The sequence below is a fragment of the Micromonospora sp. ZG13 genome, assembly GCF_059359355.1.
The window spans coordinates 568,704-589,120 of sequence record NZ_JCADBQ010000002.1; the positions used below are offsets into that span (position 1 = coordinate 568,704).

Sequence of the window (20,417 nt, forward strand, 5' to 3'; positions counted from 1 at the left end):
CCTGCGTCTCGTCGTCGCGCCGTCAGCAGCAGTTTGCGCTACCCGTCACGGCTGGCTCCTTCGCGGCGTCCGGGGTGCAGCAGGCATCTGCGGCGACTTTTTCCAGGTGGTCGGAGTCAGCCTTGACGGTGCAGACCTCCCAGGGCTCGTTGCCGGGGCCGCGTACCCACACCTTGTCCTGGAGGGCGTAGCAGCATTCGGTGCTGTTCTCTTCGAGAGTGATCAGGCCGGAGTCGGTGAGGCGCTTGGTGGCGGCGTCGACCTCGTCGGTGCTGAACACCTCGACGCCCAGGTGGTCCATCACGGTGGGCTGGTCGGCCTCGCCCTTGAGAAGCACGAGCTTCAGCGGCGGGTTCTCGATGGCGAAGTTGGCATAGCCGGGGCGAAGCTTGGCCGGCTCGGTGTTGAACAACTTCGAGTAGAAGGCGATGGAGCCTTCGAGGTCGGATACACGCAGGGCGAGCTGGACGCGGGACATGGTTCCCCTCCTGACGGATTTAGCGGATGTGGTAGGTGGTGAGAGCGGCGGTGCGGGTGCGCTCGTAGCGGGCGTCGGCGTGGCAATCCGGAGTGCACACCTGCCCGCACGACTCGCAGAGGGTCACGTCTCGGACGTGGGTGTTGCGACGACGGGAGGACAGCTTGAGCATCACTTCACCCTTGCCTAGATGTTTTTCGAAGCAGGACCTACGTTGCACCCTGTTTCGAGATCTGTCAACCTAGAGTTATGTCGAAACAAGCGCTGCCGGTGGTGGACCTCCAAGCCGTGGCCTGCTGCTCACCGATCGCCGTCCGCCCCCTGGAGGCCGATCAAGCGGCGGTGGTCGCGCCGATGTTCAAGGCACTGGGCGACCCGATCCGGCTGCGGCTGATGTCGATGATCGCCTCCGTGCCGGAGATCTGCGTCTGCGACCTGACCCCGGCGTTCGACCTCTCCGGGCCAACCATCTCCCACCACCTCAAGGTGCTACGCGAGGCCGGCCTGGTCGACGCCGACCGACGCGGCACCTGGGTGTGGTACCGGGTGAAGCCGGAGGCATTCCGGCAGCTCGGCGCGTTGCTGGACATGTCCACCGCCCCCGCCGCCGACACCACGGCGTGAGCCTCCAACCACCTGCGTGTACTGCACGCACTACGGCACTTCTTCGCCACGACGCTGATCACCAACCACGTCGAGCCGCAGGAGGTACAGCGTCTGCTTCGACACAGGACGTTGCGCATCACGTTGGAGACGTACGTGCACTGGCTGCCGAAGCGAGACCGGCCCAGCGGCGTCATTGGCTCGGTCCTGAGCTCAGCGGCGGAACGTGCCAACAAGGCGACCATCCGGCCGCAAGATCATGACTGACCTGTGCCCGGCTCGTGTCCGTTGATCTTGCGATGAGGAGTCGCCTGATCAGAGGCGGTATTGGTGGAGCCCAGGGGACTCGAACCCCTAACCCCTGCCTTGCAAAGGCAGTGCTCTGCCAGTTGAGCTAGGGCCCCGGGAGGCGGACGACGCCGCCGATGCCGACAGTGCCGGCGGGGAATCAGCGCAGGTCGGGCGCGGTGGTCGCCTCGTGCCACAGGGCGCGCTCGTCGTTGGAAGCCTTGACCTTCCTGGCCACCACGGCTGCCACACCGACGACACCGGCCAGGATCAGAAGCTTCTTGAACATGGGCCCTACCCTCGCGCTCGACTGCCGTCGGACGATGTGCGGTGGGGCTAGCTGGAATCGAACCAGCGACCTCAGAGTTATCAGCTCTGCGCTCTAACCGACTGAGCTATAGCCCCGCGTGGCGACGAGCAAGGTTAACCCATCCGTCCGTCCGGCCCCAAATCGGGGGCCGCCGCGACGTCCGGGTGTTGCCGTCGCCTCTGAACCTACCGGAGGCCTGCCGCCCGGCCAGCCGATTACGTCGTCCCTGCGGCCCGGCGAGGCGCCCAGGATGCACGGAAGCCGGGGCGCCGCGCTCGGCGGTGCCCCGGCTTCCGAGGTGGTTCAGTCGCGCTCGGCGAGGGTCAGCTCGATGCCGCCCACCAGGTCCGCGCAGACGTTGTAGACGAACGCCCCGAGCGTGGCGAGCGCCGTGAACAGCACGACGTTGACCAGGCCGATCAGCGCCGAGCTGAGGATCACGCCCTTGGCGGTGATCTGGAAGCCGCTGGTGCTCTGGCCGCCGCCGGCGCTGACCAGGTCGGTCAGGCTGTCGTTGACGCTGGTGAACACGCCCATCGCGTCGAGGGCCAGGTAGAGCACCGAGGTGGCCACCACCACGACGATGAAGAGCACCACCGAGACCGCGAACGCGAACTTCATGACGGACCAGGGGTCGATCCGCTTGAGGTTCAGCCGGGCCCGGCGCGGTCCGCGCGACGCGGCCGAGCTGACCGACGTACGCGCGGCGCGCACCGCGTCACCCACGCGCGCCGCCCCGACGGCGGCGGCGCCACTGATCCCCGGCGGCAGGCCGCCACCGTTGGCGGGACGACCGGCGCCGGTCGGGCGGGCGCCGTCCGACTGCGGCTTCGCGGTACCCGTGACGCGGGGCTGCGTGCCGGTGGCGCCCGTGATCCGCGGCTGTGTGCCGGTGGTGCCGGTCGACTGGGCGGCACCGACCTTCAGCGGCTGTGTCGTCGTCGGTGTGGCGGCGGCCGGCTTGGCGGTGGGGGCCGGCTTGTCGCCCCCCACCGCTTCCGTCCGGTCCGGGGCGTCCCCGTCCTCCGAGGGCTTGTCCGGAGGCGGTGTCATTCCGGGAGCCCGGGTGAATTTCGGGGCAGGCGCGTCGGCGGGGACGGTTGCCCGACCCACGGCCGCGCGGCCGGTCGCTGGTGTGCCGCTCTTCGCGGCCTCCTCGTCGACCGGGGTGGCCGAGGTCCCCGTGTTCCCCGACTTCGCCTGTGTCTCCGTCATTCAACTAGTCCTGTTCGTCAGGCTCGTCGGCATTGCGAGCAATCGCCACGATAGTCACGCCATCCGGGAGGTCCATCAGCTTGACCCCCATTGTGTTCCGGTCACGCGTACGGCGTACAGGCTTCACCGGAGTCCGGATGACACCACCGTTGCTGGTGATCGCGAACAGCTCGTCGTCCGGGTCGATCACCACCGCGCCGACCAGACCACCGCGCCGCTCGGTGATCTTCGCAGTCAGCACGCCCTTACCTCCCCGGCCCTGCACGGGGTATTCCTCGATCGGGGTGCGTTTCGCATATCCCCCGTTCGTGGCCACCAGGACGTCCAGCCCTTCGCGGACGACCTCCATGGCAAGCAGGACGTCGTCCTCGCTGAAGCGCATGCCGATCACGCCCGAGGTGGCGCGCCCCATCGGGCGCAGCGCCTCGTCGCTGGCGTTGAACCGGATCGCCTGCGCGTTCTTCGAGACCAGGAGCAGATCCTCCTCCGGCGCGACGAGCGCCGCCCCGACCAGCTCGTCCTCGTCGCGCAGGTTGATCGCGATGATGCCGCCGGACCGGGGGGAGTCGAACTCCTCGAGCCGAGTCTTCTTCACCAGGCCGTTCTTCGTGGCAAGTACCAGGTAGGGAGCCACCTGGTAGTTCGGAATCTCGATGATCTGCGCGATCTGCTCGTCGGGCTGGAACGCGAGCAGGTTGGCCACGTGCTGGCCCTTGGCCACCCTACTGGCCTCGGGCAGCTCGTACGCCTTCGCCCGGTAGACGCGCCCCTTGTTGGTAAAGAAGAGCATCCAGTCGTGCGTCGAGCATACGAAGAAGTGGCTGACGATGTCGTCCTGCCGGAGGGTCGCCCCGCTGACACCCTTGCCACCGCGACGCTGGGACCGGTAGAGGTCGACCTTGGTCCGCTTCGCGTAACCCGTACGGGTGATCGTGACCACCACGTCCTCGCGGGCGATGAGGTCCTCCATGGAGACCTCGCCCTCGAACGGCACGATCTTGGTGCGCCGCTCGTCGCCCCACTTGGCGACGATCTCGCCCAGCTCCTCCGAGACGATCCTGCGCTGCCGTTCGGGCTTGGCGAGGATGTCCTTGAGGTCGGCGATCTCCAGCTCCAGCTTGGCCAGGTCGTCCAGGATCCGCTGCCGTTCCAGCGCGGCGAGCCGGCGCAGCTGCATGTCGAGGATCGCGGTCGCCTGGATCTCGTCGATCTCCAGCAGCCGGATCAGGCCCTGCCGGGCGTCCTCGACCGTGGGCGAGCGCCGGATCAGGGCGATGACCTCGTCGAGGGCGTCCAGCGCCTTGGACAGGCCGCGCAGGATGTGCGCCCGCTCCTCGGCCTTGCGCAGCCGGAACGCCGTCCGCCGGCGGATGACGTCGATCTGGTGCTCGACGTAGTAGCGGATGAACTGGGCCAGGTTCAGCGTGCGCGGCACTCCGTCGACCAGTGCCAGCATGTTGGCGCCGAAGGTCTCCTGGAGCTGGGTGTGCTTGTAGAGGTTGTTCAGCACCACCTTGGCGACCGCGTCGCGCTTGAGCACGAGCACGATCCGCATGCCCGTACGCCCGGAGGACTCGTCGCGGATGTCGGCGATGCCGGCGAGCTTGCCCTCCTTGATCAGCTCGGCGATCCGCTCGGCCAGGTTGTCCGGGTTCACCTGGTAGGGCAGCTCGCTGACGACCAGGCAGGGGCGGCCCCGCTTGTCCTCCTCGACCTCCACCACGGCGCGCATCCGGATCGACCCGCGCCCGGTGCGGTACGCGTCCTGGATCGCCTGGGTGCCCACGATCAGGCCGTGGGTGGGGAAGTCCGGCCCCTTGACGATCTCCAGCAGCGCGTCGAGAGTGGTGGCCTCGTCCTCCTCCGGGTGCTCCAGGCACCACTGCACGGCCGCGCCGATCTCGCGCAGGTTGTGCGGCGGGATCTTGGTGGCCATGCCGACCGCGATGCCCTCGGAGCCGTTGACGAGGAGGTTCGGGATCCGCGACGGCAGGATGGTGGGCTCCTTGGCCCGGCCGTCGTAGTTGTCCTGAAGGTCGACCGTGTCCTCGTCGATGTCCCGCAGCATCTCCATGGCCAGCGGGTCGAGCTTGCACTCGGTGTACCTCATGGCCGCAGCCGGATCGTTTCCGGGCGAGCCGAAGTTGCCGTTGCCGTCGACCAGGGGGTAGCGCAGCGACCAGGGCTGCGCCATCCGGACCAGCGCGTCGTAGATCGCCGAGTCGCCGTGCGGGTGGAACTGACCCATCACGTCGCCGACCACGCGGGAGCACTTCACGTAGCCCCGGTCCGGCCGGTAGCCGGAGTCGAACATGGCGTAGAGAATCTTGCGGTGGACCGGCTTGAGCCCGTCCCGGACGTCCGGCAGCGCCCGCCCGACGATGACGCTCATCGCGTAGTCGAGGTAGGAGCGCTGCATCTCCACCTCGAGCCCGACCGGTTCGATGCGGTCGTGCGCGACGACGGCGGCGATGGTCTCGGGGACCTCGGGCTCGTTGGGTGTGGACTCGGGGATATCGGTCACTTGTTAACCCTTATCAGACTCAGAGTCGTTTTCGTGCTGTGGATAACGGCTGTGGATACCGGCCGCGCTGTGGATAACTCTGTGGATCGGTGGGCCGGCCGGTGGATGACCGGCCGGCCCGCCGAGGTCCGTCAGATGTCCAGGAACCGGACGTCCTTGGCGTTGCGCTGGATGAACGAGCGGCGCGCCTCGACGTCCTCACCCATCAGCACGCTGAACAACTCGTCGGCGGTGGCCGCGTCGTCGAGCGTGACCTGACGCAGCGTACGCGTCGCCGGGTTCATCGTGGTCTCCCACAGTTCGGGGTAGTTCATCTCGCCGAGACCCTTGAAGCGCTGGATGTCGTCCGGCTTCGCGTTGGGCTTCTTCTGCTGGCGCAGCGCGATCAGGCCGTCGCGCTCGCGGTCCGAGTACGCGTACTGCGCGTCGTCGCCGCGCTTGTTCCACTTGATCTTGTAGAGCGGCGGGGCGGCCAGGTAGACGTGCCCCATCTCGACCAGCGGGCGCATGAAGCGGAAGAGCAGCGTGAGCAGCAGCGTCTGGATGTGCTGGCCGTCGACGTCGGCATCGGCCATCAGCACCACCTTGTGGTAGCGCAGCTTCTCCATGTCGAAGTCGTCGTGGATGCCGGTGCCCAGCGCGGTGATCAGCGCCTGGACCTCGTTGTTCTTCAGCACCCGGTCGATCCGGGCCTTCTCCACGTTGAGGATCTTGCCCCGGATCGGCAGGATCGCCTGGGTACGCGGGTCGCGCCCCTGCTTGGCCGAGCCGCCGGCCGAATCGCCCTCGACGATGAAGACCTCGGACTCGCGCGGGTCGGTGGACTGACAGTCGGCCAGCTTGCCCGGCATCGAGCCGGACTCCAGCAGGGACTTGCGCCGGGCCAGCTTGCGCGCCTGCTGCGCGGCGATCCGGGCCCGGGCGGCCTGGGACGCCTTCTGGATGATGATCTTCGCCTCGGCCGGGTTGCGGTCGAACCAGTCGACCAGCCACTCGTTGCAGACGCGCTGCACAAAGCTCTTCACCGGGGTGTTGCCCAGCTTGGTCTTGGTCTGGCCCTCGAACTGCGGGTTGGCCAGCTTGACCGAGATGATCGCGGCCAGGCCCTCGCGGATGTCCTCACCGGAGAGCTTCTCGTCGCCCTTGAGCAGCTTCTTGTCGGTGCCGTAGCGGTTGACGACGCTGGTCAGCGCGGCCCGGAAGCCCTCCTCGTGCGTGCCGCCCTCGTGGGTGTTGATCGTGTTGGCGAAGGTGTAGACCGACTCGCCGTACGACTCGTTCCACTGCATGGCGATCTCGACCGACATGCCCTCCTCCTCGGCGCCGAACTCGACCACGGTCTTGTGGATCGGGTTCTTCGAGGCGTTGAGGTGCCGGACGAAGTCGGCGATGCCGCCCTTGTAGCAGAAGGTGACCTCGCGCTGGCGGCCGTCCTCCTCCTCCGGGACCCGCTCGTCGAGCAGGTGGATGGTGAGGCCCCGGTTGAGGAAGGCCATCTCCTGGATCCGCCGGTAGATCGTCTGGAAGTCGAAGTCGACCGTCTCGAACACGTCCGGGTCGGGCCAGAAGGCGACCGCGGAGCCGGTCCGGTCGGTCGACTCGCCCTTCTCCAGCGGGGTCGGCTTGGAGTTGTGGTACTGCTGCCGCCAGACGGAGCCGGACTTGTGGATCTCCACCGCCATCTTCGTGGAGAGGGCGTTCACCACGGAGACGCCGACGCCGTGCAGACCGCCGGAGACCGCATACGCCTTGCCGTCGAACTTGCCGCCCGCGTGCAGCACGGTCAGCGCCACCTCGACACCCGGCTTCTTCAGCTTCGGGTGCAGGTCGACCGGGAAGCCCCGGCCGTTGTCGGTGACCCGGACGCCGCCGTCGGCGAGCAGCACCACGTCGATGGTGTCGCAGTGGCCGGCCAGCGCCTCGTCCACCGCGTTGTCGACGACCTCCCACACCAGGTGGTGCAGACCGCGCTCACCGGTGGACCCGATGTACATACCGGGGCGCTTCCGGACCGCCTCCAGCCCCTCGAGAACGGTGATCGACCCGGCGCCGTACTCCTGCTTGTCCTGCGCTGCCACCTTCGGCCACTTTCTCGCGCCGTCCGCACCTGGTGGCGCGTCGGGCGCGGGTTCGGCGGACAGGACGCGACGTCGGCGCGCGGACCGACACCGGGGACAATTCCGGGGTGCGGGTCGAACGCGCCGGTCGCCGCGGTTGCCCGCGGATCGCGATCGGCTCGACCCGACGTGGACAATGATCGCGGGCCCCGCTCCGGGCCCGTGTCTCGTCGCTCCGCACCGGGTCTTCGTCTCAGGGTCAATCTTACTGTGCGCGGACGACAGAACCACCACTCGGCACCCCCTGCGAGGCGGCTGAGACCGACGTAGCCGCCCGAACCGCGCCGCCCACGACTCCCCCTACACGCCAGGGGGCGTTCGGGGGCGCCGCCGCCTGACGATCGGTGCCGGCCGGACGGCCGGAGACGCGACCGCCGCCACGCCGCAGGCCCGGCCTTGATCTTTTCCGGCCGGAACCGGACGATCGAGCCGATAGGAACTACCCGTGCTCTCGAAGAGGTGACGCCAGATGGGGCTGGACAACGTCGCGGTGCAGTGGCCGCGGACCGGCCGCTTCTACGACCCGGTCGCGCCGGCCGAGTTCGTCGACTTCGGCGACATCGTCGACATGCCCCGCATCTCCGCGCCCACGGCGGCGCTCGCCGAGCTGATCGCCAAGACCGGCACCGTGCGGGCGACCGCGTACACCGAGCTGGTCGACCTGCTGCTCGGCCTCGAGGGTGTGCTCTACGCCACGGACGCGGCGGCCGAGGACGAGGACCCGGTAATCGATCCCGACGGCTGCGCCTGGGTCGCCGGCGGCATCGAGCGGTTCGTGGCGGGCCACCGTCCGCACGGCGAGGCCGTCACCTTCGAGTCGGTGAGCACGGTGCTGCGGTCGCTGCTCGCCGACGGGCGGTTGGCCGAGCAGCAGTTGCGCTGGCTCGACAGCCGCCTGGACGCGCTACGCGACGAGAGCGGCGAGCCGCCGCAGTGGAACTTCACCTGCGCCGAACTGGCCGTGCTGGCCGCCTTCTACCGGCGCTGCGCCGACCGCGGCTTCGCCGTCTACGCCGACGCCTGAGTTCCTGAGGTGGCGCCGGACCCGCCCGCGCGGTTGGCGGCGTCGATGACCCGGGTCAGCACGGTGTGCAGGTGGCGCAGCTCCTCGACCGGCATGCCGAGCCGTTCGACGATCGCGGGCGGGATCCGCTCGGCCCGCTCCCGCAGGGCCTGGCCGGCGGCGGTCAGCGTCACCGCGAGGCTCCGCTCGTCTGCGGGGTCGCGCTCGCGCCGGACGTAGCCGGCCGCCTCCAGCCGCTTGAGCAGCGGCGAGAGGGTGCCGGGATCGAGCTGGAGCAGCCGGCTGAGGTCGCGTACGGACAGCGGCGCGTGCTGCCAGAGCGCGAGCATCACCAGGTACTGCGGATGGGTCAGCCCCATCGGTTCCAGCAGGGGCCGGTAGACCGCGACGACGCCGCGCGCGGCGACGGAGAGCGCGAAGCACACCTGCTGTTCCAGCGCCAGGGGATCCCCGTCGGGCTGGTCGGTCACGGACCCACCTCCTCGTCGTCGTTGCGAGCGTACCAATGATTGGTGTACCAATGTTTTGTAGACCAACCGTTCAGCGCGCACCGGAGGCCAGGCGATGACCGAGGAGAAGCCCACCCCGAAGGCCCCCGGCGAGGGCGGACGCCTGATGGCCTGGGCGTTCCGGCGCCTCGCGGGCCCGCCCGAGGTGCAGGGCGCGGTGCAGGGCGGCTCCAACCACGCCCGGGAGGCATGGAAGCAGGACCTGGAGCGGCGCAAGCAGTGGAGCCGCGAGCAGCGGGAACGCAAGCGCGCCGAGCGGGAGGCCCGGCGCGAGGGACGCTAGCGTCAGCCGTAGGTGTCGCGTGGGCCTCGGCCACGGACCCGGCGCGGGCCCTTCGACCAGGACGGCGCGGCGGGGCCGTGGATGTGCAGCTTGCGCACCACGTTGTGGCCGACCTCGCTGGCGATCTGCTTCAGCAGTGAGCCGGCCAGCAGGCGCAGTTGGGTGGCCCACGCGGTCGAGCGGGCCTCCACGGTCAGCTCGCCGTCCTCCAGCTTCACCGGCCGGCTGTGCTGGGCCACCTCCGGGCCGACCACCCGCTCCCAGGCGCCGAACACCGTCGCCTCGGCCGCCGGCTGCTGCCAGCCGCGTGCCTTCACGAGCCGGTTGAGCACCGCACCGAGCGGCTGCGGGTCGCGCGGGTCCGGCCCCGGGCCGGAGTAGCCCCGCAGGCGCCGCTGGCCGCCCTCGCCGTCGCCTCCCCCGCCGGGGGCACGCCGGCGCGTGCGGGCCGCCGCGTCCCGGCGCGCCTTCGCCGCGTCCAGCACCGCCCGCGCCAGCTCCGGGCCGCTCGCCCCGGCCGCCGGTTCGCCGCCGGGCTCCCCGCCGGGCGGTGCGCCACCGCGGCCGGGGCCGAGGCGGGCCGGCGGAAGCTGCTGCTCATCCGACACGCCGCACCGTCCCCTCGCCCACCGCGTACCGGGTGCCGCGCAGGGACACCGGCACGTCCTCGTCGACCGCGCAGGTCACGAGCAGCTGGCTCGCCCCGCCGACCAGCTCCGCCAGCCGCTCCCGCCGTCCGGCGTCCAGCTCGGCGAAGACGTCGTCGAGCACCAGCACCGGCTCGATGCCGTCGGAACGCAGCAGGTCGTAGCCGGCGAGCCGCAGAGCCAGGGCGTACGACCAGGACTCGCCGTGGCTCGCGTAGCCCTTGGCGGGCAGCGGCCCCAGGGTCAGCGCCAGCTCGTCGCGGTGCGGGCCGACCAGGGTGGTGCCCCGCTCCACCTCGGCGGCGCGGGACTCGACGAGCGCGGCGGTCAGCGCCGCCGCCAGCGCCTCCCGGTCGGTGGTGGGCTCCGCCAGCTCCACCGACGGCCGGTACGCGATCCCGGCGGCACCCCGTCCCGCCGCCACCGCGTCGTACGCCTTCGTCACGTGCGGGCCCAGCGCGGCGACCAGTTCGAGCCGGCCGGCGAGCAGCTCGGCGCCGTGCCGGGCCAGGTGCGTGTCCCACACCGCCAGGGTCGACAGGTCCCCGCCGCGCGACCCACCCGTCTTGCGGGCCAGGTACGCGGTGCGCAGCAGTGCGTTGCGCTGCTTGACCACCCGCTCGTAGTCGGCGCGCACCCCGGCGTAGCGGGGCTGGCGGCTGACCAGCAGGTCGTCGAGGTAGCGGCGGCGCTCGGCCGGGTCGCCCCGGACGAGTTCAAGGTCCTCCGGGGCGAACAGCACGAGCCGCAGCGCGCCGAGTACGTCGCGCGCCCGACGGGCCGGCGAGCGTCCCAGCCGGGCCCGGTTGGCCTTGCCCGGCACGATCTCCAGCTCGATCAGCAGCTCGCGGCCCTCGTGCACGACCGCGCAGCGGATCACCGCCGAGGCGGCGCCCATCCGGACGAGGGGGGCGTCCGTGGCGACCCGGTGCGAATCCAGGGTCGCCACGTAGCCCAGCGCCTCGACCAGGTTCGTCTTGCCGACGCCGTTGGCGCCGGTCAGGACGTTGGCCCCCGGCTCCAGGTCGACGCCGACCCGCTCGTACGAGCGGAAGTCGACCAGTTCGAGCCGGCGGACGTACACAGGTGCGTGGATTCCCGTCAGCGCTTGTGGACGGCGTGACCGCCGAACTGCTGACGCAGCGCGGCGACGGCCTTCATGGCCGGCGAGTCGTCCTGGCGGGAGGCGAAGCGGGCGAAGAGCGAGGCGGTGATCACGTTGAGCGGCACGGCGAGCCGGACCGCCTCGTCGACCGTCCAGCGGCCCTCGCCCGTGTCCTCCGTGTAGCCGCTCAGCTCGGCCAGCTCCGGGTCCTCGTCGAGGGCCCGGTCCAGCAGGTCGAGCAGCCAGGAGCGCACCACGGTGCCCTCGCGCCAGGACTTGAACACCCCCGGCACGTTGGTGACCAGCTCGGACTTGGCCAGCAGCTCGTAGCCCTCGGCGTAGGCGTGCATGAGGCCGTACTCGATGCCGTTGTGCACCATCTTGGCGTAGTGCCCGGCGCCGACCGGCCCGGCGTGCACGAAGCCGAACTCGCCCTCCGGCTTCAGCGACTCGAAGATCGGCATCAGCCGGTCGACGTGCTCCTGGGCGCCGCCGACCATCAGCGCGTAGCCGTTCTGCCGGCCCCAGACGCCGCCGGAGACGCCGACGTCGATGTAGCCGATGCCGCGCTCGTTGAGCCGCTCCGCCCGCGGCGCGTCGTCGCTGAAGCGGGAGTTGCCGCCGTCGATGACGATGTCACCCTCGCCGAGGATGCCGGCGAGTTCGTCGATGGTCGCGTCGGTGACCCCCGCGGGGACCATGACCCAGACCGCGCGGGGGGACTCCAGCTTCTCCGCCAGCTCCGCCAGGGTCGCGACATCGCTCAGCTCCGCGTTGTGGTCGAAGCCGACCACCTCGTGCCCGGCGGCGCGCAACCGCTCGCGCATGTTGCCGCCCATCCGGCCGAGCCCTACCAGGCCGAGCTGCATGTGTTCCTACCTCCGTGCGTCGGGGTCTTCTCGGGATGCGATCAGCGGGAGACGCGGATCGGCATGATGAGGTACCGGTACCCGGGGATGACCTCGCCATCCTCGCCGGCGGGCGAAATCACCGCGGGCTTGAAGGCGTCGACGAACGAGAGCACGGCGAACTGGGCCCCCAGGTTGGTCAGGCCGTCGATCAGGTACTGGGGGTTGAAGCCGATCGTCAGCGGGTCGCCCGTGAAGGTGGCCTCCATGGCCTCGCTGGCCCGCGCCTCCTCGGTGCCGCCGGCCTCGACCACCAGGCCGTCGGCGCTGAAGCTGAGCAGCACCGGGGTGGTCCGCTCGGCCACCAGGGCGACGCGCTTGACGACCTCGATCAGGGTGCTGACGGGCACCCGCGCCTCGGCGTTGTGGCTGGCCGGGAAGAGCGAGCGCACCGGCGGGTAGTTCGCCCCGTCGAGCAGCCGGCTGGTGGTGCGCCGGGTGCCGCCGGCGAAGCCGATCATCCCCTCGCCGCTCTTGCCCTGGGACAGCGCCATGGTGACCTGGCCGCCGATCGGGCCGAGGGCCTTGGCGGTGTCGTTCAGGGTCCGGGCCGGCACGAGGGCGTTGATGCTCACCTCGGGGTCGTCCGGGTTCCACTCCATCTCGCGCAGGGCCAGCCGGTAGCGGTCGGTGGCGAGCATGGCCAGCGTGCCGCCGGAGAGCTCGATGCGTACGCCGGTCATCATCGGCAGCGTCTCGTCGCGGCCGGCGGCCACGGCGACCTGGGCGACCGCCGAGGCGAACGCGGCGGCGTCGACGGTTCCGGCGCTCTCCGGCATCTCCGGCAGGGACGGGTAGTCCTCGACCGGCATGGTGGGCAGGGTGAACCGGGCGCTGCCGCAGACCAGTTCGAGGTGGGCGCCGACGGCGGCGATGTCCACCGGCTTGGCCGGCAGCGCCTTGGTGATCTCGGCGAGCAGCCGGCCGGAGACCAGGGCGGCGCCGTCGGCGTCCCCCTGCACCTCGACGGTGACCTGGCTGGAGACCTCGTAGTCGAAGCCCGAGACCTGCAGGTGGCCGTCGGTGACGCGCAGCATCACGCCCGCGAGCACCGGTACGGACGGCCGGTTGGGCAGGCTCTTCGCGGTCCAGGCCACGGCCTCGGCGAGCGCGTCGCGCTCCACTCGGAACTTCATCAATGCCTCCGCGTCGACGTCAGCGACAACTCTCTCATGCCGACCGCTGCCTACCGACCCGCCTGTCCGTGCGGGTACCCATCGCACCTTAGGGCGCGTGGGCATCGGCTGTGCGCCCGACCCCGTGGACTTCTGGTGCCGGGAGGCCGTCCACGACGGCGTTCCGGCCAATCCACAGGAAGTCCAACGGTGATGATTGGTTTTTGTTCTCTTAGAAGAGATAACTCGTCATCTTCATCGCACCTGTGCAAACTGTGGAGAACCCGCGTTTGCGCAGCTCAGACACGTTATCCACCGGTGGTTTACCTGTGGAGAACCCGGGGTACAACTCGTGTCCCGGTCCACAGGCGGTCGGCGCCCCCAGGTTGTCCACCGTCGTCCACCGGTTATCCACCGGTTATCCACCGACTTTCTCCCCAGACCTGTGGACAGGCGGAAGCCGTGCCGACGGCGTCATCCCCAGAACCTTCAACAGGTTTCCCACAGGCCCACCGTCGTCGGTGGGCAACGAGCCGGTTGTCCCCAGGCGTCCACAGCTCGTCCCCAGGGTTTGTCCACAACCTGTGGGTAACCGGGGCGTGGACGGATCGTAGTTTCCCACAGGCTGTGGATGACGAGTTGTGGACAACGATCCGGGCTGTGTACGGACACGGGCTCGATGCTGTGGCCTACACCATGTCGAGGGTCAAGCCGGACGGGCTGTGGAGAACGAAGAAACGCCCGACCGGTGGTCCGGCCGGGCGCCTCCGTGGCCCCTCTCCGCCGCGCGGGCGGCGGGCATACGCGATCGACAGCGTGCGTGCGGCGCGCCTGACGCCGCGCGGCGACCTGTCGGGCGTCGCTCAGGTGTTCTGCTTGATCCGGTTGGTCAGCTCCGCGATCTGGTTGTAGAGCGAGCGCCGCTCGGCCATCTGCTGACGGATCTTGCGGTCGGCGTGCATGACCGTGGTGTGGTCCCGGCCGCCGAAGGCCTGCCCGATGCGGGGCAGCGACAGGTCGGTCAGCTCCCGGCACAGGTACATGGCCACCTGGCGGGCGTTCACCAGCACCCGGGAGCGGGAGTGGCCGCGCAGGTCCTCCAGGCTCACCCCGAAGTAGTCCGCCGTGGAGACCATGATCTGGTCGGCGGTGATCTCGGGCCCGGCGCCGTCGGGGATGAAGTCCCGCAGCACCTCCTCGGCCAGCGACAGCTCGACCGTCGAGCGGGTCAGGCTGGCGAACGCCGTGACCCGGATCAGCGCGCCCTCCAGCTCCCGGATCGAGTTCGACACCCGCGAGGCGATGAACTCCAGCACGTCCGGCGGCGCGTAGAGGCGCTCCTGCGCGGCCTTCTTCTGCAGGATCGCGATCCGGGTCTCCAGGTCGGGCGGCTGGATGTCGGCGAGCAGCCCCCACTCGAAGCGGGTACGCAGCCGGTCCTCCAGGGTCGCGAGCTGCTTCGGCGACCGGTCCGAGGTGATCACGATCTGCTTGTTGGCGTTGTGCAGGGTGTTGAAGGTGTGGAAGAACTCCTCCTGCGTACGCTCGCGGTTCTCCAGGAACTGGATGTCGTCGATCAACAGGATGTCGACGTCGCGGTAGCGCCGCTGGAACGCACTGGTCTTGTCGTCCCGGAGCGAGTTGATGAAGTCGTTGGTGAACTCCTCGGTCGAGACGTACCGGACCGAGCGGGCGTTGCCCAGCGTCGTGGCGTAGTGCCCGATGGCGTGCAGCAGGTGCGTCTTGCCCAGCCCCGAGCTGCCGTAGATGAACAGCGGGTTGTACGCCTTCGCGGGCGACTCGGCGACCGCCACGCTCGCGGCGTGGGCGAAGCGGTTGGACGAGCCGATGACGAACGTCTCGAACATGTACTTGGGGTTGAGCCGGTTGCCGCCGCTGTCGGCGCCGGGCAGCCGGCGGTCGTCCCGGCCACCGGGCCGATGGTGATCCGCGCCACCGCGTCCGGGCCCGCTGTCGGTGCCGGTGTCGCGGGGCAGCGCCCGGATGACGTGCTGGTCGCGGGGGGAGACGGCGTCCTCGCGGTAGCGGGGCTCGTAACCCCGGGCGTCGGCGGCCGGCGGGTCCAACCGGGCGGCCTGCTCGTCGTAGCCCCGGCGCTCGCCCGGGTGCCGGGGCGGCGCCGACCGGTCCGGCGGCTCGGCGAAGTGGGTGCTGAACAGGGCCTCCTGCCCGCCCCGGTCGCCGGGCCGGTGCCCCTCGTCGCCCGGCGCCGGGCCGTCGGGGCGACGCTGGGGGTGCGCCTGCTCGGGGATGAGCGGCGGCTGCCCGCCGTCAAAGGCCCCGCCGTCGCGCTGACCGACCATCCCGTCGAAGCCGGCCGGCGCGTCGACGTGGTCGAGCGGCCCGCCGTCGTGGTCGGCGGGCCCGGACTCGGGGACGCTGCGGTAGACGGTCCCCGCCGGGCGGCCGGAGCCGTCCTCGGGCACGCGGACGGTCACCGCGACCTGGATCGGCCGACCCAGCCGGCGGGTGAGCGCCTCCGTGATCGCCGGGCGCAGCCGCGACTCGATCACGTCCCGGGTGAAGGCGTCCGGGACGGAGAGCAGCGCGGTGTCCTCGACGATGGCCCGCAGCCGGGTCAGCCGCAGGTACGCCCGCTGCTGCGCGGAGATGATCTCGTCGGCGAGTTCGTCGGTCGTTGCTGTCCACACCGCGGCAAGGTCGGTCGTACCGGTCACCGTCGTGCCACCCCCCTCGCCTCTGCTGCGCCGACGCCGCCGTCATCTCCGGTCGGCCGTCCCCGGACCCGCCGCGTACGCGCGGGTGGAACGACACCCACCGGGCGACCGACCGGTCCTCGTCCACAAGTTATCCACAGCCTGTGTACGCACCGATTGTGGCCGCCCGCCGGACGCGGGTCGGACCTGCCCCCTGCCTGGACGGGCGCTGAAGCGGGTTCACCGTGCCGAACGATTCACTACCTTGTCCGGTCTTGCCCGCCGGCGACGACCGGACCTTTCGACGCTGACCGCAATCGGGCACGGTAACAGCGTTGTCGGCACGCCATCAACCGCCGACGCGCGGCGACCCTTGGCAACATCAGCGAAAACCGCCGCATCGGTCGCCCACGGGGCCCGGTGTCCGCCCTGCTGGAGGTGTTTGACGGTGGTTGCCGCCCTGCGTAGGCTGGAACGGCTGCTCTCTCGCCCTCTGCTAGGGTGATAGGTGCTTGCTGTCCGCGGTCGCTTCCCCGCATCGCCGAGGTCCCGCGCCGCCGGGCAGCACCGATCGGGGGCCACCGCCGAGGTGGCCTGGACCACCACACGATCCCGGCGACCCCTCGCCCGGGGCGTACGAAAACGGAGAGCCTGACGTGAGCAAGCGCACCTACCAGCCGAACAACCGCCGGCGCGCGAAGACCCACGGCTTCCGGCTGCGCATGCGCACCCGTGCCGGCCGCGCCATCCTTTCGACCCGTCGTTCCAAGGGCCGCGCCCGCCTGTCGGCCTGAGGCCGACCGGGTCAGGTCCGGGGGACGTGGGCAGTCGTGCTGGCGGCCGCACAGCGACTGCGGCGCAGCACTGACTTCGCCGCAGCGGTCCGGGGTGGCCGACGCGCCGGCCGTGGTGCCGTCGTCGTCCACCTGAGCCAGCCGACGACCCTCGAACCCGCGACAGCAACCTCGCCGGAGCCGGCGCGGAGCATCGGTACGGAGCAACCCTCCGCACCGGCCCGCGCCGGCTTCGTCGTGTCCAAGGCCGTCGGGAACGCCGTGGTCCGCAACCGGGTCCGCCGTCGCCTGCGACACCTGGTCCGCGAGCGGCTGGCCGCCCTGCCCGCCGGCAGCACCCTGGTCGTACGGGCGCTGCCCGCCGCGGCCGACACGTCGTACCCGCGACTCGGTGCCGATCTGGACGCGGCGATCGCCGCCGCGAAGGCACCCCGCGGACGGCGGTCCCGGTGACCACCGGAGCGACCGGGCCCCGGCCCGCGACGATCGGTGCCCGGGTGCTGAGCGGGCCGATCGTCGCGTACCGTCGGTGGATAAGTCCGGCTCTGCCGGCCCGCTGCCGGTTCTACCCGTCGTGCAGTGCCTACGCCCTGGAGGCGGTGGCGGTTCACGGCGCGATCCGGGGAGCGGGCCTGACGGCCCGGCGGTTGTTGCGCTGCCACCCCTTCCACCCAGGTGGACACGACCCGGTGCCGGAGCCGGGCGGCCGCCGCCGTGCCGATGTGACTGGAGCCTGAGAATTGAGTCTCGACTGGATCTACTACGCGATTTCGTGGATCCTGCTGGCCTGGCATGGGGCCTGGGACGCCATCGGGGTGCCGGACGCGGCGGTGATCGGCACCAACTGGGCCTGGATCCTCGCCATCGTCTTCCTCGTGGTCACCGTCCGGGTGATCCTCTTCCCCGTCTTCGTCAAGCAGATCAAGTCGCAGCGGGCGATGCAGGCCCTCCAGCCGCAGGTCAAGGCGCTGCAGGAGAAGCACAAGGGTGACCGGGAGACGCTCCAGAAAGAGATGATGGAGCTCTATCGGAAGGAAAAGGCCAACCCGCTCATGGGCTGCCTTCCGATGTTCCTCCAGATCCCCGTCTTCCTGGGCCTCTTCCACGTGCTCCGCCGCCTCAACCCGGACAAGAGCGAGGCCGGCAAGACCCTCTACGGCTGGACGCTCGGCCAGTTCGAGAGCGCCTCGGCGGCGAAGCTCTTCACCGCCCCGATCGCCGGCAAGTTCGGCTCCACCGCCGAGGAACTGGCCCGGCTCGGCGCCAACGGCACCACCGTGAAGATCATCGCCGGCATCCTCGTCCTGGTGATGATGGGCACCACCTACCTCACCAGCCGCCAGATGATCCTCAAGACCGGCTGGGCCGAGGACCCGCAGCAGCGGATGATCCAGAAGCTGATGCTCTACGGCATCCCGCTGTCGCTGCTCATCTCCGGCGCCATCTTCCCCATCGGTGTGATCATCTACTGGGTCACGAACAACCTCTTCACCCTGGCGCAGCAGCAGTGGGTGCTGCGGAAGTTCCCGCCGCCGCCCACCGCCACCAGCAAGCCGGGCACCTCGACCCGCAACCCGGTGCAGCCGGCGAAGACGGGCGGTCTGCTCGGCCGCGCCAAGGCGGCCCCCCAGGCCCCGGCGAAGCCGGCCGCGCCCAAGGTCGCCGGCCCCAAGCCGGGCGCCAAGCCGGCCAACCCGAAGAAGAGCCGCCCCGCCAAGCGGCAGGGCTGAGGACATTCGGGCCGCCGTCGGGAGACCGACGGCGGCCCGTTCCGCACCGCGCAGCCGCCGTACGGCCGGCGCCGGGCGGAACCGCCGCGCGCGGCGCGGCCACGGGCGAGACTGCCCGTACGACAGACGTGCCCGTGGGCACCGGCGACCTCCCGCCGGCCCCGGGAAACCAGCGGACCCGACGGTCCGGCCGAGCGAGTACGGAGATGAGACCGTGACCGACACCAGCACCCCCCGCGCCGACGAGTCCCTGGACGAGGAGGGGACCGAGCCGACCGCGGTGAACGGCGAGACCGAGGAGACCGACGAGGAGTCGGGCCCCAAGGAGAAGAAGGCCGTCGGCGAGAGCGAACTGTTCCGGCAGAGCGAGATCGCGGCCGATTACGTCGAGGGCCTGCTCGACATCCTCGACTACGACGGCGACATCGACGAGCTGGTCTCCGGCGGTCGTCCCGTCGTCGAGGTGGTGGGCGGCCGGCTGCAGAACCTGGTCGGCCAGCGCGGTGCCACCCTGGAGGCCCTCCAGGAGCTCGCCCGGCTGGCCGTCTTCCGGCAGACCGGCACCCCGAGCCGGCTGCTGCTCGACGTCGGCGGCTACCGGGCGACCCGCCGCAAGGAACTCGCCGCCGTTGCCAAGAACGCCGTGGAGAAGGTCAAGGAGTACGGCGAGCCCGTACGCCTGGAGCCCATGTCCGCGTTCGAGCGCAAGTGCGTACACGACGTCGTCAACGCGATGAGCGGTGTGGAGAGCGAGTCCGAGGGCGTCGAGCCGAACCGCCGCATCATCGTCCGGCCGGCGGACTGACCGGGTGACCCACGACGACACCACGGCCGGTGCCGTGGACGGCCCGGGTGGCACGCCGCCCGGGCCGTCGCCTGTCCGGCCCGAGCCGCCCGTGAACCCCGACACCTCCGCGCCCCCGACCGGCGCTCCTGAGGCTGCGACGCCGTCCTCGGGCGACGCTCCTTCGGTCCCGATGCCTTCGGCCGACGCTTCCGAGGCCATGCCGTCTTCGGCTGCCGCTCCCGAGGGCCGGCCGTCTTCGGCTGCCGCTCCCGAGGCCGCGTCGTCGCCGGCGGCGGGCCCGGAGGACCCGCCGTCTCCGGGCGACGCCTCCGAGGGCGCGACACCCCCGGCCGGGGCTGCTCAGGACGCGCCCTCCCCGACCGTGGCGGTGCTGCCGCCGGAACTGGCCGGCGCGGCCCGCGCGCTCTTCGGCGACCGGCTGGACCTGGCGGCCGCGTACGCCGAACTGCTCGCCACCGACGGCGTGGTCCGCGGCCTGATCGGCCCGCGCGAGGCGCCCCGGATCTGGGACCGCCACCTGCTCAACTGCGCGGCGGTGGCCGAGCGGATCCCGCAGGGGGCGACGGTCCTTGACGTCGGCTCCGGCGCCGGGCTGCCCGGCCTGGTGCTGGCCATCGCGCGTCCCGACCTGACCGTGACCCTGATCGAGCCGCTCGCCCGCCGCACCTCCTTCCTCATCGAGGCGGTGCAGCACCTGGGCCTGGCGAAAATGGTCCGGGTGTTCCGGGGGCGGGCCGACGAGGCGGCGACCGGCGCGACGGGCGTCGGCCCGTTGAGCGGGGACGTGGTCACGGCGCGCGCTGTCGCGCCGCTGGACCGGCTCTCGACGTGGTGCCTGCCCCTGGCCGTCCCCGGCGGTCGGCTGATCGCCCTCAAGGGCGCGTCCGCGGCCGACGAGATCGCCGAGCACGCGCAGACGGTCGCCCGGCTCGGCGGCGGCGAGCCCGAGGTGCACCGCTGCGGCGAGGGCGTGATCGATCCGCCGACGACGGTGGTGGAGATCGTGCGGGAGCGGATGGTGGGGCCGGCCCGGCCGAAGGCCCCGAAGAGGTCGCGAGGCGGCCGGTCCCGGCGGCGCTGAGTCCCTCTCGGACACCGTTTCGGATGTACGCGATGCCGGCTTCCCGGCCGGCGGTTGCGTCGTTGAACCGGTACGGGTGGACGGAAGGATGAGAACCCGACGTGGACCGGCTGCGCCCGTGAGCCGTAGGCTGGCTGCGCGTCGATAGTGTGGAGCGGGCGGCAACGGACGTTCACCGGTCCCGCCGCTCCCGCCGGGCC

The 20,417-nt window shown here is 70.9% G+C and carries 22 protein-coding genes and 2 tRNA genes; 10 read left to right on the forward strand and 14 right to left on the reverse strand.

The window, feature by feature from the left end; all coding sequences use genetic code 11:
• Window positions 1-22: 22 nt before the first annotated feature.
• Both AC5L34_RS06540 and AC5L34_RS06545 read right to left on the reverse strand, forming a co-directional pair.
• Complete coding sequence (locus AC5L34_RS06540) at window positions 23-478, reverse strand: ArsI/CadI family heavy metal resistance metalloenzyme (protein WP_494824078.1); 456 nt, start codon at window positions 476-478, stop codon at window positions 23-25.
• 19 nt (window positions 479-497) lie between these two features.
• Entirely contained in the window at window positions 498-650 is a 153-nt protein-coding gene (locus tag AC5L34_RS06545) for a hypothetical protein (RefSeq protein ID WP_441173895.1), read from the reverse strand.
• Between the two features lie 77 nt (window positions 651-727).
• On the opposite strand from AC5L34_RS06545, the gene AC5L34_RS06550 reads away from it, so the two are divergent.
• Window positions 728-1,102 (forward strand): ArsR/SmtB family transcription factor, encoded by a 375-nt coding sequence (locus AC5L34_RS06550; protein ID WP_441173897.1) that lies wholly within the window; start codon window positions 728-730, stop codon window positions 1,100-1,102.
• Between the two features lie 21 nt (window positions 1,103-1,123).
• Window positions 1,124-1,348 (forward strand): tyrosine-type recombinase/integrase, encoded by a 225-nt coding sequence (locus tag AC5L34_RS06555; protein WP_441174088.1) that lies wholly within the window; start codon window positions 1,124-1,126, stop codon window positions 1,346-1,348.
• 61 nt (window positions 1,349-1,409) lie between these two features.
• Here the strand turns inward: AC5L34_RS06555 and AC5L34_RS06560 are convergent.
• From AC5L34_RS06560 to gyrB, 6 genes are all read right to left on the reverse strand, one after another.
• Window positions 1,410-1,485 (reverse strand) — tRNA-Ala (locus AC5L34_RS06560).
• 44 nt (window positions 1,486-1,529) lie between these two features.
• Window positions 1,530-1,658 carry a DLW-39 family protein gene (locus AC5L34_RS06565; RefSeq protein WP_210834795.1) on the reverse strand — a complete coding sequence of 43 codons (129 nt, stop codon included), beginning with the start codon at window positions 1,656-1,658 and terminating at the stop codon, window positions 1,530-1,532.
• A gap of 42 nt (window positions 1,659-1,700) precedes the next feature.
• Window positions 1,701-1,774 (reverse strand) — tRNA-Ile (locus AC5L34_RS06570).
• 208 nt (window positions 1,775-1,982) lie between these two features.
• Window positions 1,983-2,894, reverse strand: coding sequence for a DUF3566 domain-containing protein (locus AC5L34_RS06575; RefSeq protein ID WP_441173899.1), 912 nt, complete (start codon window positions 2,892-2,894; stop codon window positions 1,983-1,985).
• Window positions 2,895-2,898: 4 nt separating this feature from the next.
• The gene (gene gyrA / locus AC5L34_RS06580; RefSeq protein ID WP_357866783.1) at window positions 2,899-5,418 is read right to left on the reverse strand and encodes a DNA gyrase subunit A; all 2,520 of its coding nucleotides are present in this window, start codon (window positions 5,416-5,418) and stop codon (window positions 2,899-2,901) included.
• Window positions 5,419-5,549: 131 nt separating this feature from the next.
• Entirely contained in the window at window positions 5,550-7,496 is a 1,947-nt protein-coding gene (gene gyrB, locus AC5L34_RS06585) for a DNA topoisomerase (ATP-hydrolyzing) subunit B (protein ID WP_494824081.1), read from the reverse strand.
• Between the two features lie 508 nt (window positions 7,497-8,004).
• On the opposite strand from gyrB, the gene AC5L34_RS06590 reads away from it, so the two are divergent.
• Window positions 8,005-8,559, forward strand: coding sequence for a hypothetical protein (locus AC5L34_RS06590; RefSeq protein WP_101413461.1), 555 nt, complete (start codon window positions 8,005-8,007; stop codon window positions 8,557-8,559).
• Here the strand turns inward: AC5L34_RS06590 and AC5L34_RS06595 are convergent.
• Complete coding sequence (locus AC5L34_RS06595) at window positions 8,544-9,029, reverse strand: MarR family winged helix-turn-helix transcriptional regulator (RefSeq protein ID WP_441173903.1); 486 nt, start codon at window positions 9,027-9,029, stop codon at window positions 8,544-8,546. The two genes, AC5L34_RS06590 and AC5L34_RS06595, sit on opposite strands and share 16 nt — an antisense overlap.
• Window positions 9,030-9,123: 94 nt before the next feature.
• On the opposite strand from AC5L34_RS06595, the gene AC5L34_RS06600 reads away from it, so the two are divergent.
• Window positions 9,124-9,351: a hypothetical protein gene (locus AC5L34_RS06600; RefSeq protein WP_089002785.1), complete on the forward strand. Its 228-nt coding sequence runs from the start codon at window positions 9,124-9,126 to the stop codon at window positions 9,349-9,351.
• A 2-nt stretch (window positions 9,352-9,353) separates the two neighbouring features.
• Here AC5L34_RS06600 and AC5L34_RS06605 read toward each other — a convergent pair whose 3' ends face one another.
• The 5 genes from AC5L34_RS06605 to dnaA all read right to left on the reverse strand — a co-directional run bounded on the left by AC5L34_RS06605 (window position 9,354) and on the right by dnaA (window position 15,825).
• Window positions 9,354-9,959 (reverse strand): DciA family protein, encoded by a 606-nt coding sequence (locus AC5L34_RS06605; protein ID WP_441173904.1) that lies wholly within the window; start codon window positions 9,957-9,959, stop codon window positions 9,354-9,356.
• Entirely contained in the window at window positions 9,949-11,082 is a 1,134-nt protein-coding gene (gene recF, locus AC5L34_RS06610; RefSeq protein WP_441173906.1) for a DNA replication/repair protein RecF, read from the reverse strand. The genes AC5L34_RS06605 and recF overlap by 11 nt, the downstream gene beginning before the upstream one ends.
• A 17-nt stretch (window positions 11,083-11,099) precedes the next feature.
• Window positions 11,100-11,972, reverse strand: coding sequence for a phosphogluconate dehydrogenase (NAD(+)-dependent, decarboxylating) (gnd, locus tag AC5L34_RS06615; protein ID WP_494824083.1), 873 nt, complete (start codon window positions 11,970-11,972; stop codon window positions 11,100-11,102).
• 41 nt (window positions 11,973-12,013) lie between these two features.
• Window positions 12,014-13,147, reverse strand: coding sequence for a DNA polymerase III subunit beta (gene dnaN / locus AC5L34_RS06620; protein ID WP_101413456.1), 1,134 nt, complete (start codon window positions 13,145-13,147; stop codon window positions 12,014-12,016).
• An 842-nt stretch (window positions 13,148-13,989) separates the two neighbouring features.
• Entirely contained in the window at window positions 13,990-15,825 is a 1,836-nt protein-coding gene (gene dnaA, locus AC5L34_RS06625) for a chromosomal replication initiator protein DnaA (RefSeq protein WP_441173907.1), read from the reverse strand.
• Between the two features lie 635 nt (window positions 15,826-16,460).
• Between dnaA and rpmH the strand changes: the two genes are divergently transcribed.
• The 6 genes from rpmH to rsmG all read left to right on the forward strand — a co-directional run bounded on the left by rpmH (window position 16,461) and on the right by rsmG (window position 20,217).
• Window positions 16,461-16,598, forward strand: coding sequence for a 50S ribosomal protein L34 (gene rpmH / locus AC5L34_RS06630; RefSeq protein WP_089002791.1), 138 nt, complete (start codon window positions 16,461-16,463; stop codon window positions 16,596-16,598).
• Window positions 16,599-16,634: 36 nt separating this feature from the next.
• Complete coding sequence (rnpA, locus tag AC5L34_RS06635; protein ID WP_494824085.1) at window positions 16,635-17,051, forward strand: ribonuclease P protein component; 417 nt, start codon at window positions 16,635-16,637, stop codon at window positions 17,049-17,051.
• 44 nt (window positions 17,052-17,095) lie between these two features.
• A complete protein-coding gene (gene yidD, locus AC5L34_RS06640) occupies window positions 17,096-17,335 on the forward strand; it encodes a membrane protein insertion efficiency factor YidD (protein WP_231926251.1) in 240 nt (79 codons plus the stop codon).
• Between the two features lie 3 nt (window positions 17,336-17,338).
• Entirely contained in the window at window positions 17,339-18,328 is a 990-nt protein-coding gene (gene yidC / locus AC5L34_RS06645) for a membrane protein insertase YidC (protein WP_089002794.1), read from the forward strand.
• A gap of 214 nt (window positions 18,329-18,542) precedes the next feature.
• Window positions 18,543-19,133, forward strand: coding sequence for a Jag family protein (locus tag AC5L34_RS06650; RefSeq protein WP_441173908.1), 591 nt, complete (start codon window positions 18,543-18,545; stop codon window positions 19,131-19,133).
• Window positions 19,134-19,332: 199 nt separating this feature from the next.
• Window positions 19,333-20,217: a 16S rRNA (guanine(527)-N(7))-methyltransferase RsmG gene (rsmG, locus tag AC5L34_RS06655; RefSeq protein WP_441173909.1), complete on the forward strand. Its 885-nt coding sequence runs from the start codon at window positions 19,333-19,335 to the stop codon at window positions 20,215-20,217.
• Window positions 20,218-20,417: the final 200 nt, after the last annotated feature.

What these genes read in the sequence shown, in the direction of transcription:
- rsmG (WP_441173909.1), top strand. Translation starts at nt 19,333, where the DNA reads ATGCCGTCTTCGGCTGCCGCTCCCGAGGGCCGGCCGTCTTCGGCTGCC.
- gnd (WP_494824083.1), bottom strand. Translation starts at nt 11,972, where the DNA reads ATGCAGCTCGGCCTGGTAGGGCTCGGCCGGATGGGCGGCAACATGCGC.
- AC5L34_RS06540 (WP_494824078.1), bottom strand. Translation starts at nt 478, where the DNA reads ATGTCCCGCGTCCAGCTCGCCCTGCGTGTATCCGACCTCGAAGGCTCC.
- AC5L34_RS06565 (WP_210834795.1), bottom strand. Translation starts at nt 1,658, where the DNA reads ATGTTCAAGAAGCTTCTGATCCTGGCCGGTGTCGTCGGTGTGGCAGCC.
- AC5L34_RS06545 (WP_441173895.1), bottom strand. Translation starts at nt 650, where the DNA reads ATGCTCAAGCTGTCCTCCCGTCGTCGCAACACCCACGTCCGAGACGTG.
- AC5L34_RS06590 (WP_101413461.1), top strand. Translation starts at nt 8,005, where the DNA reads ATGGGGCTGGACAACGTCGCGGTGCAGTGGCCGCGGACCGGCCGCTTC.
- AC5L34_RS06600 (WP_089002785.1), top strand. Translation starts at nt 9,124, where the DNA reads ATGACCGAGGAGAAGCCCACCCCGAAGGCCCCCGGCGAGGGCGGACGC.
- AC5L34_RS06550 (WP_441173897.1), top strand. Translation starts at nt 728, where the DNA reads ATGTCGAAACAAGCGCTGCCGGTGGTGGACCTCCAAGCCGTGGCCTGC.
- dnaN (WP_101413456.1), bottom strand. Translation starts at nt 13,147, where the DNA reads ATGAAGTTCCGAGTGGAGCGCGACGCGCTCGCCGAGGCCGTGGCCTGG.
- AC5L34_RS06575 (WP_441173899.1), bottom strand. Translation starts at nt 2,894, where the DNA reads ATGACGGAGACACAGGCGAAGTCGGGGAACACGGGGACCTCGGCCACC.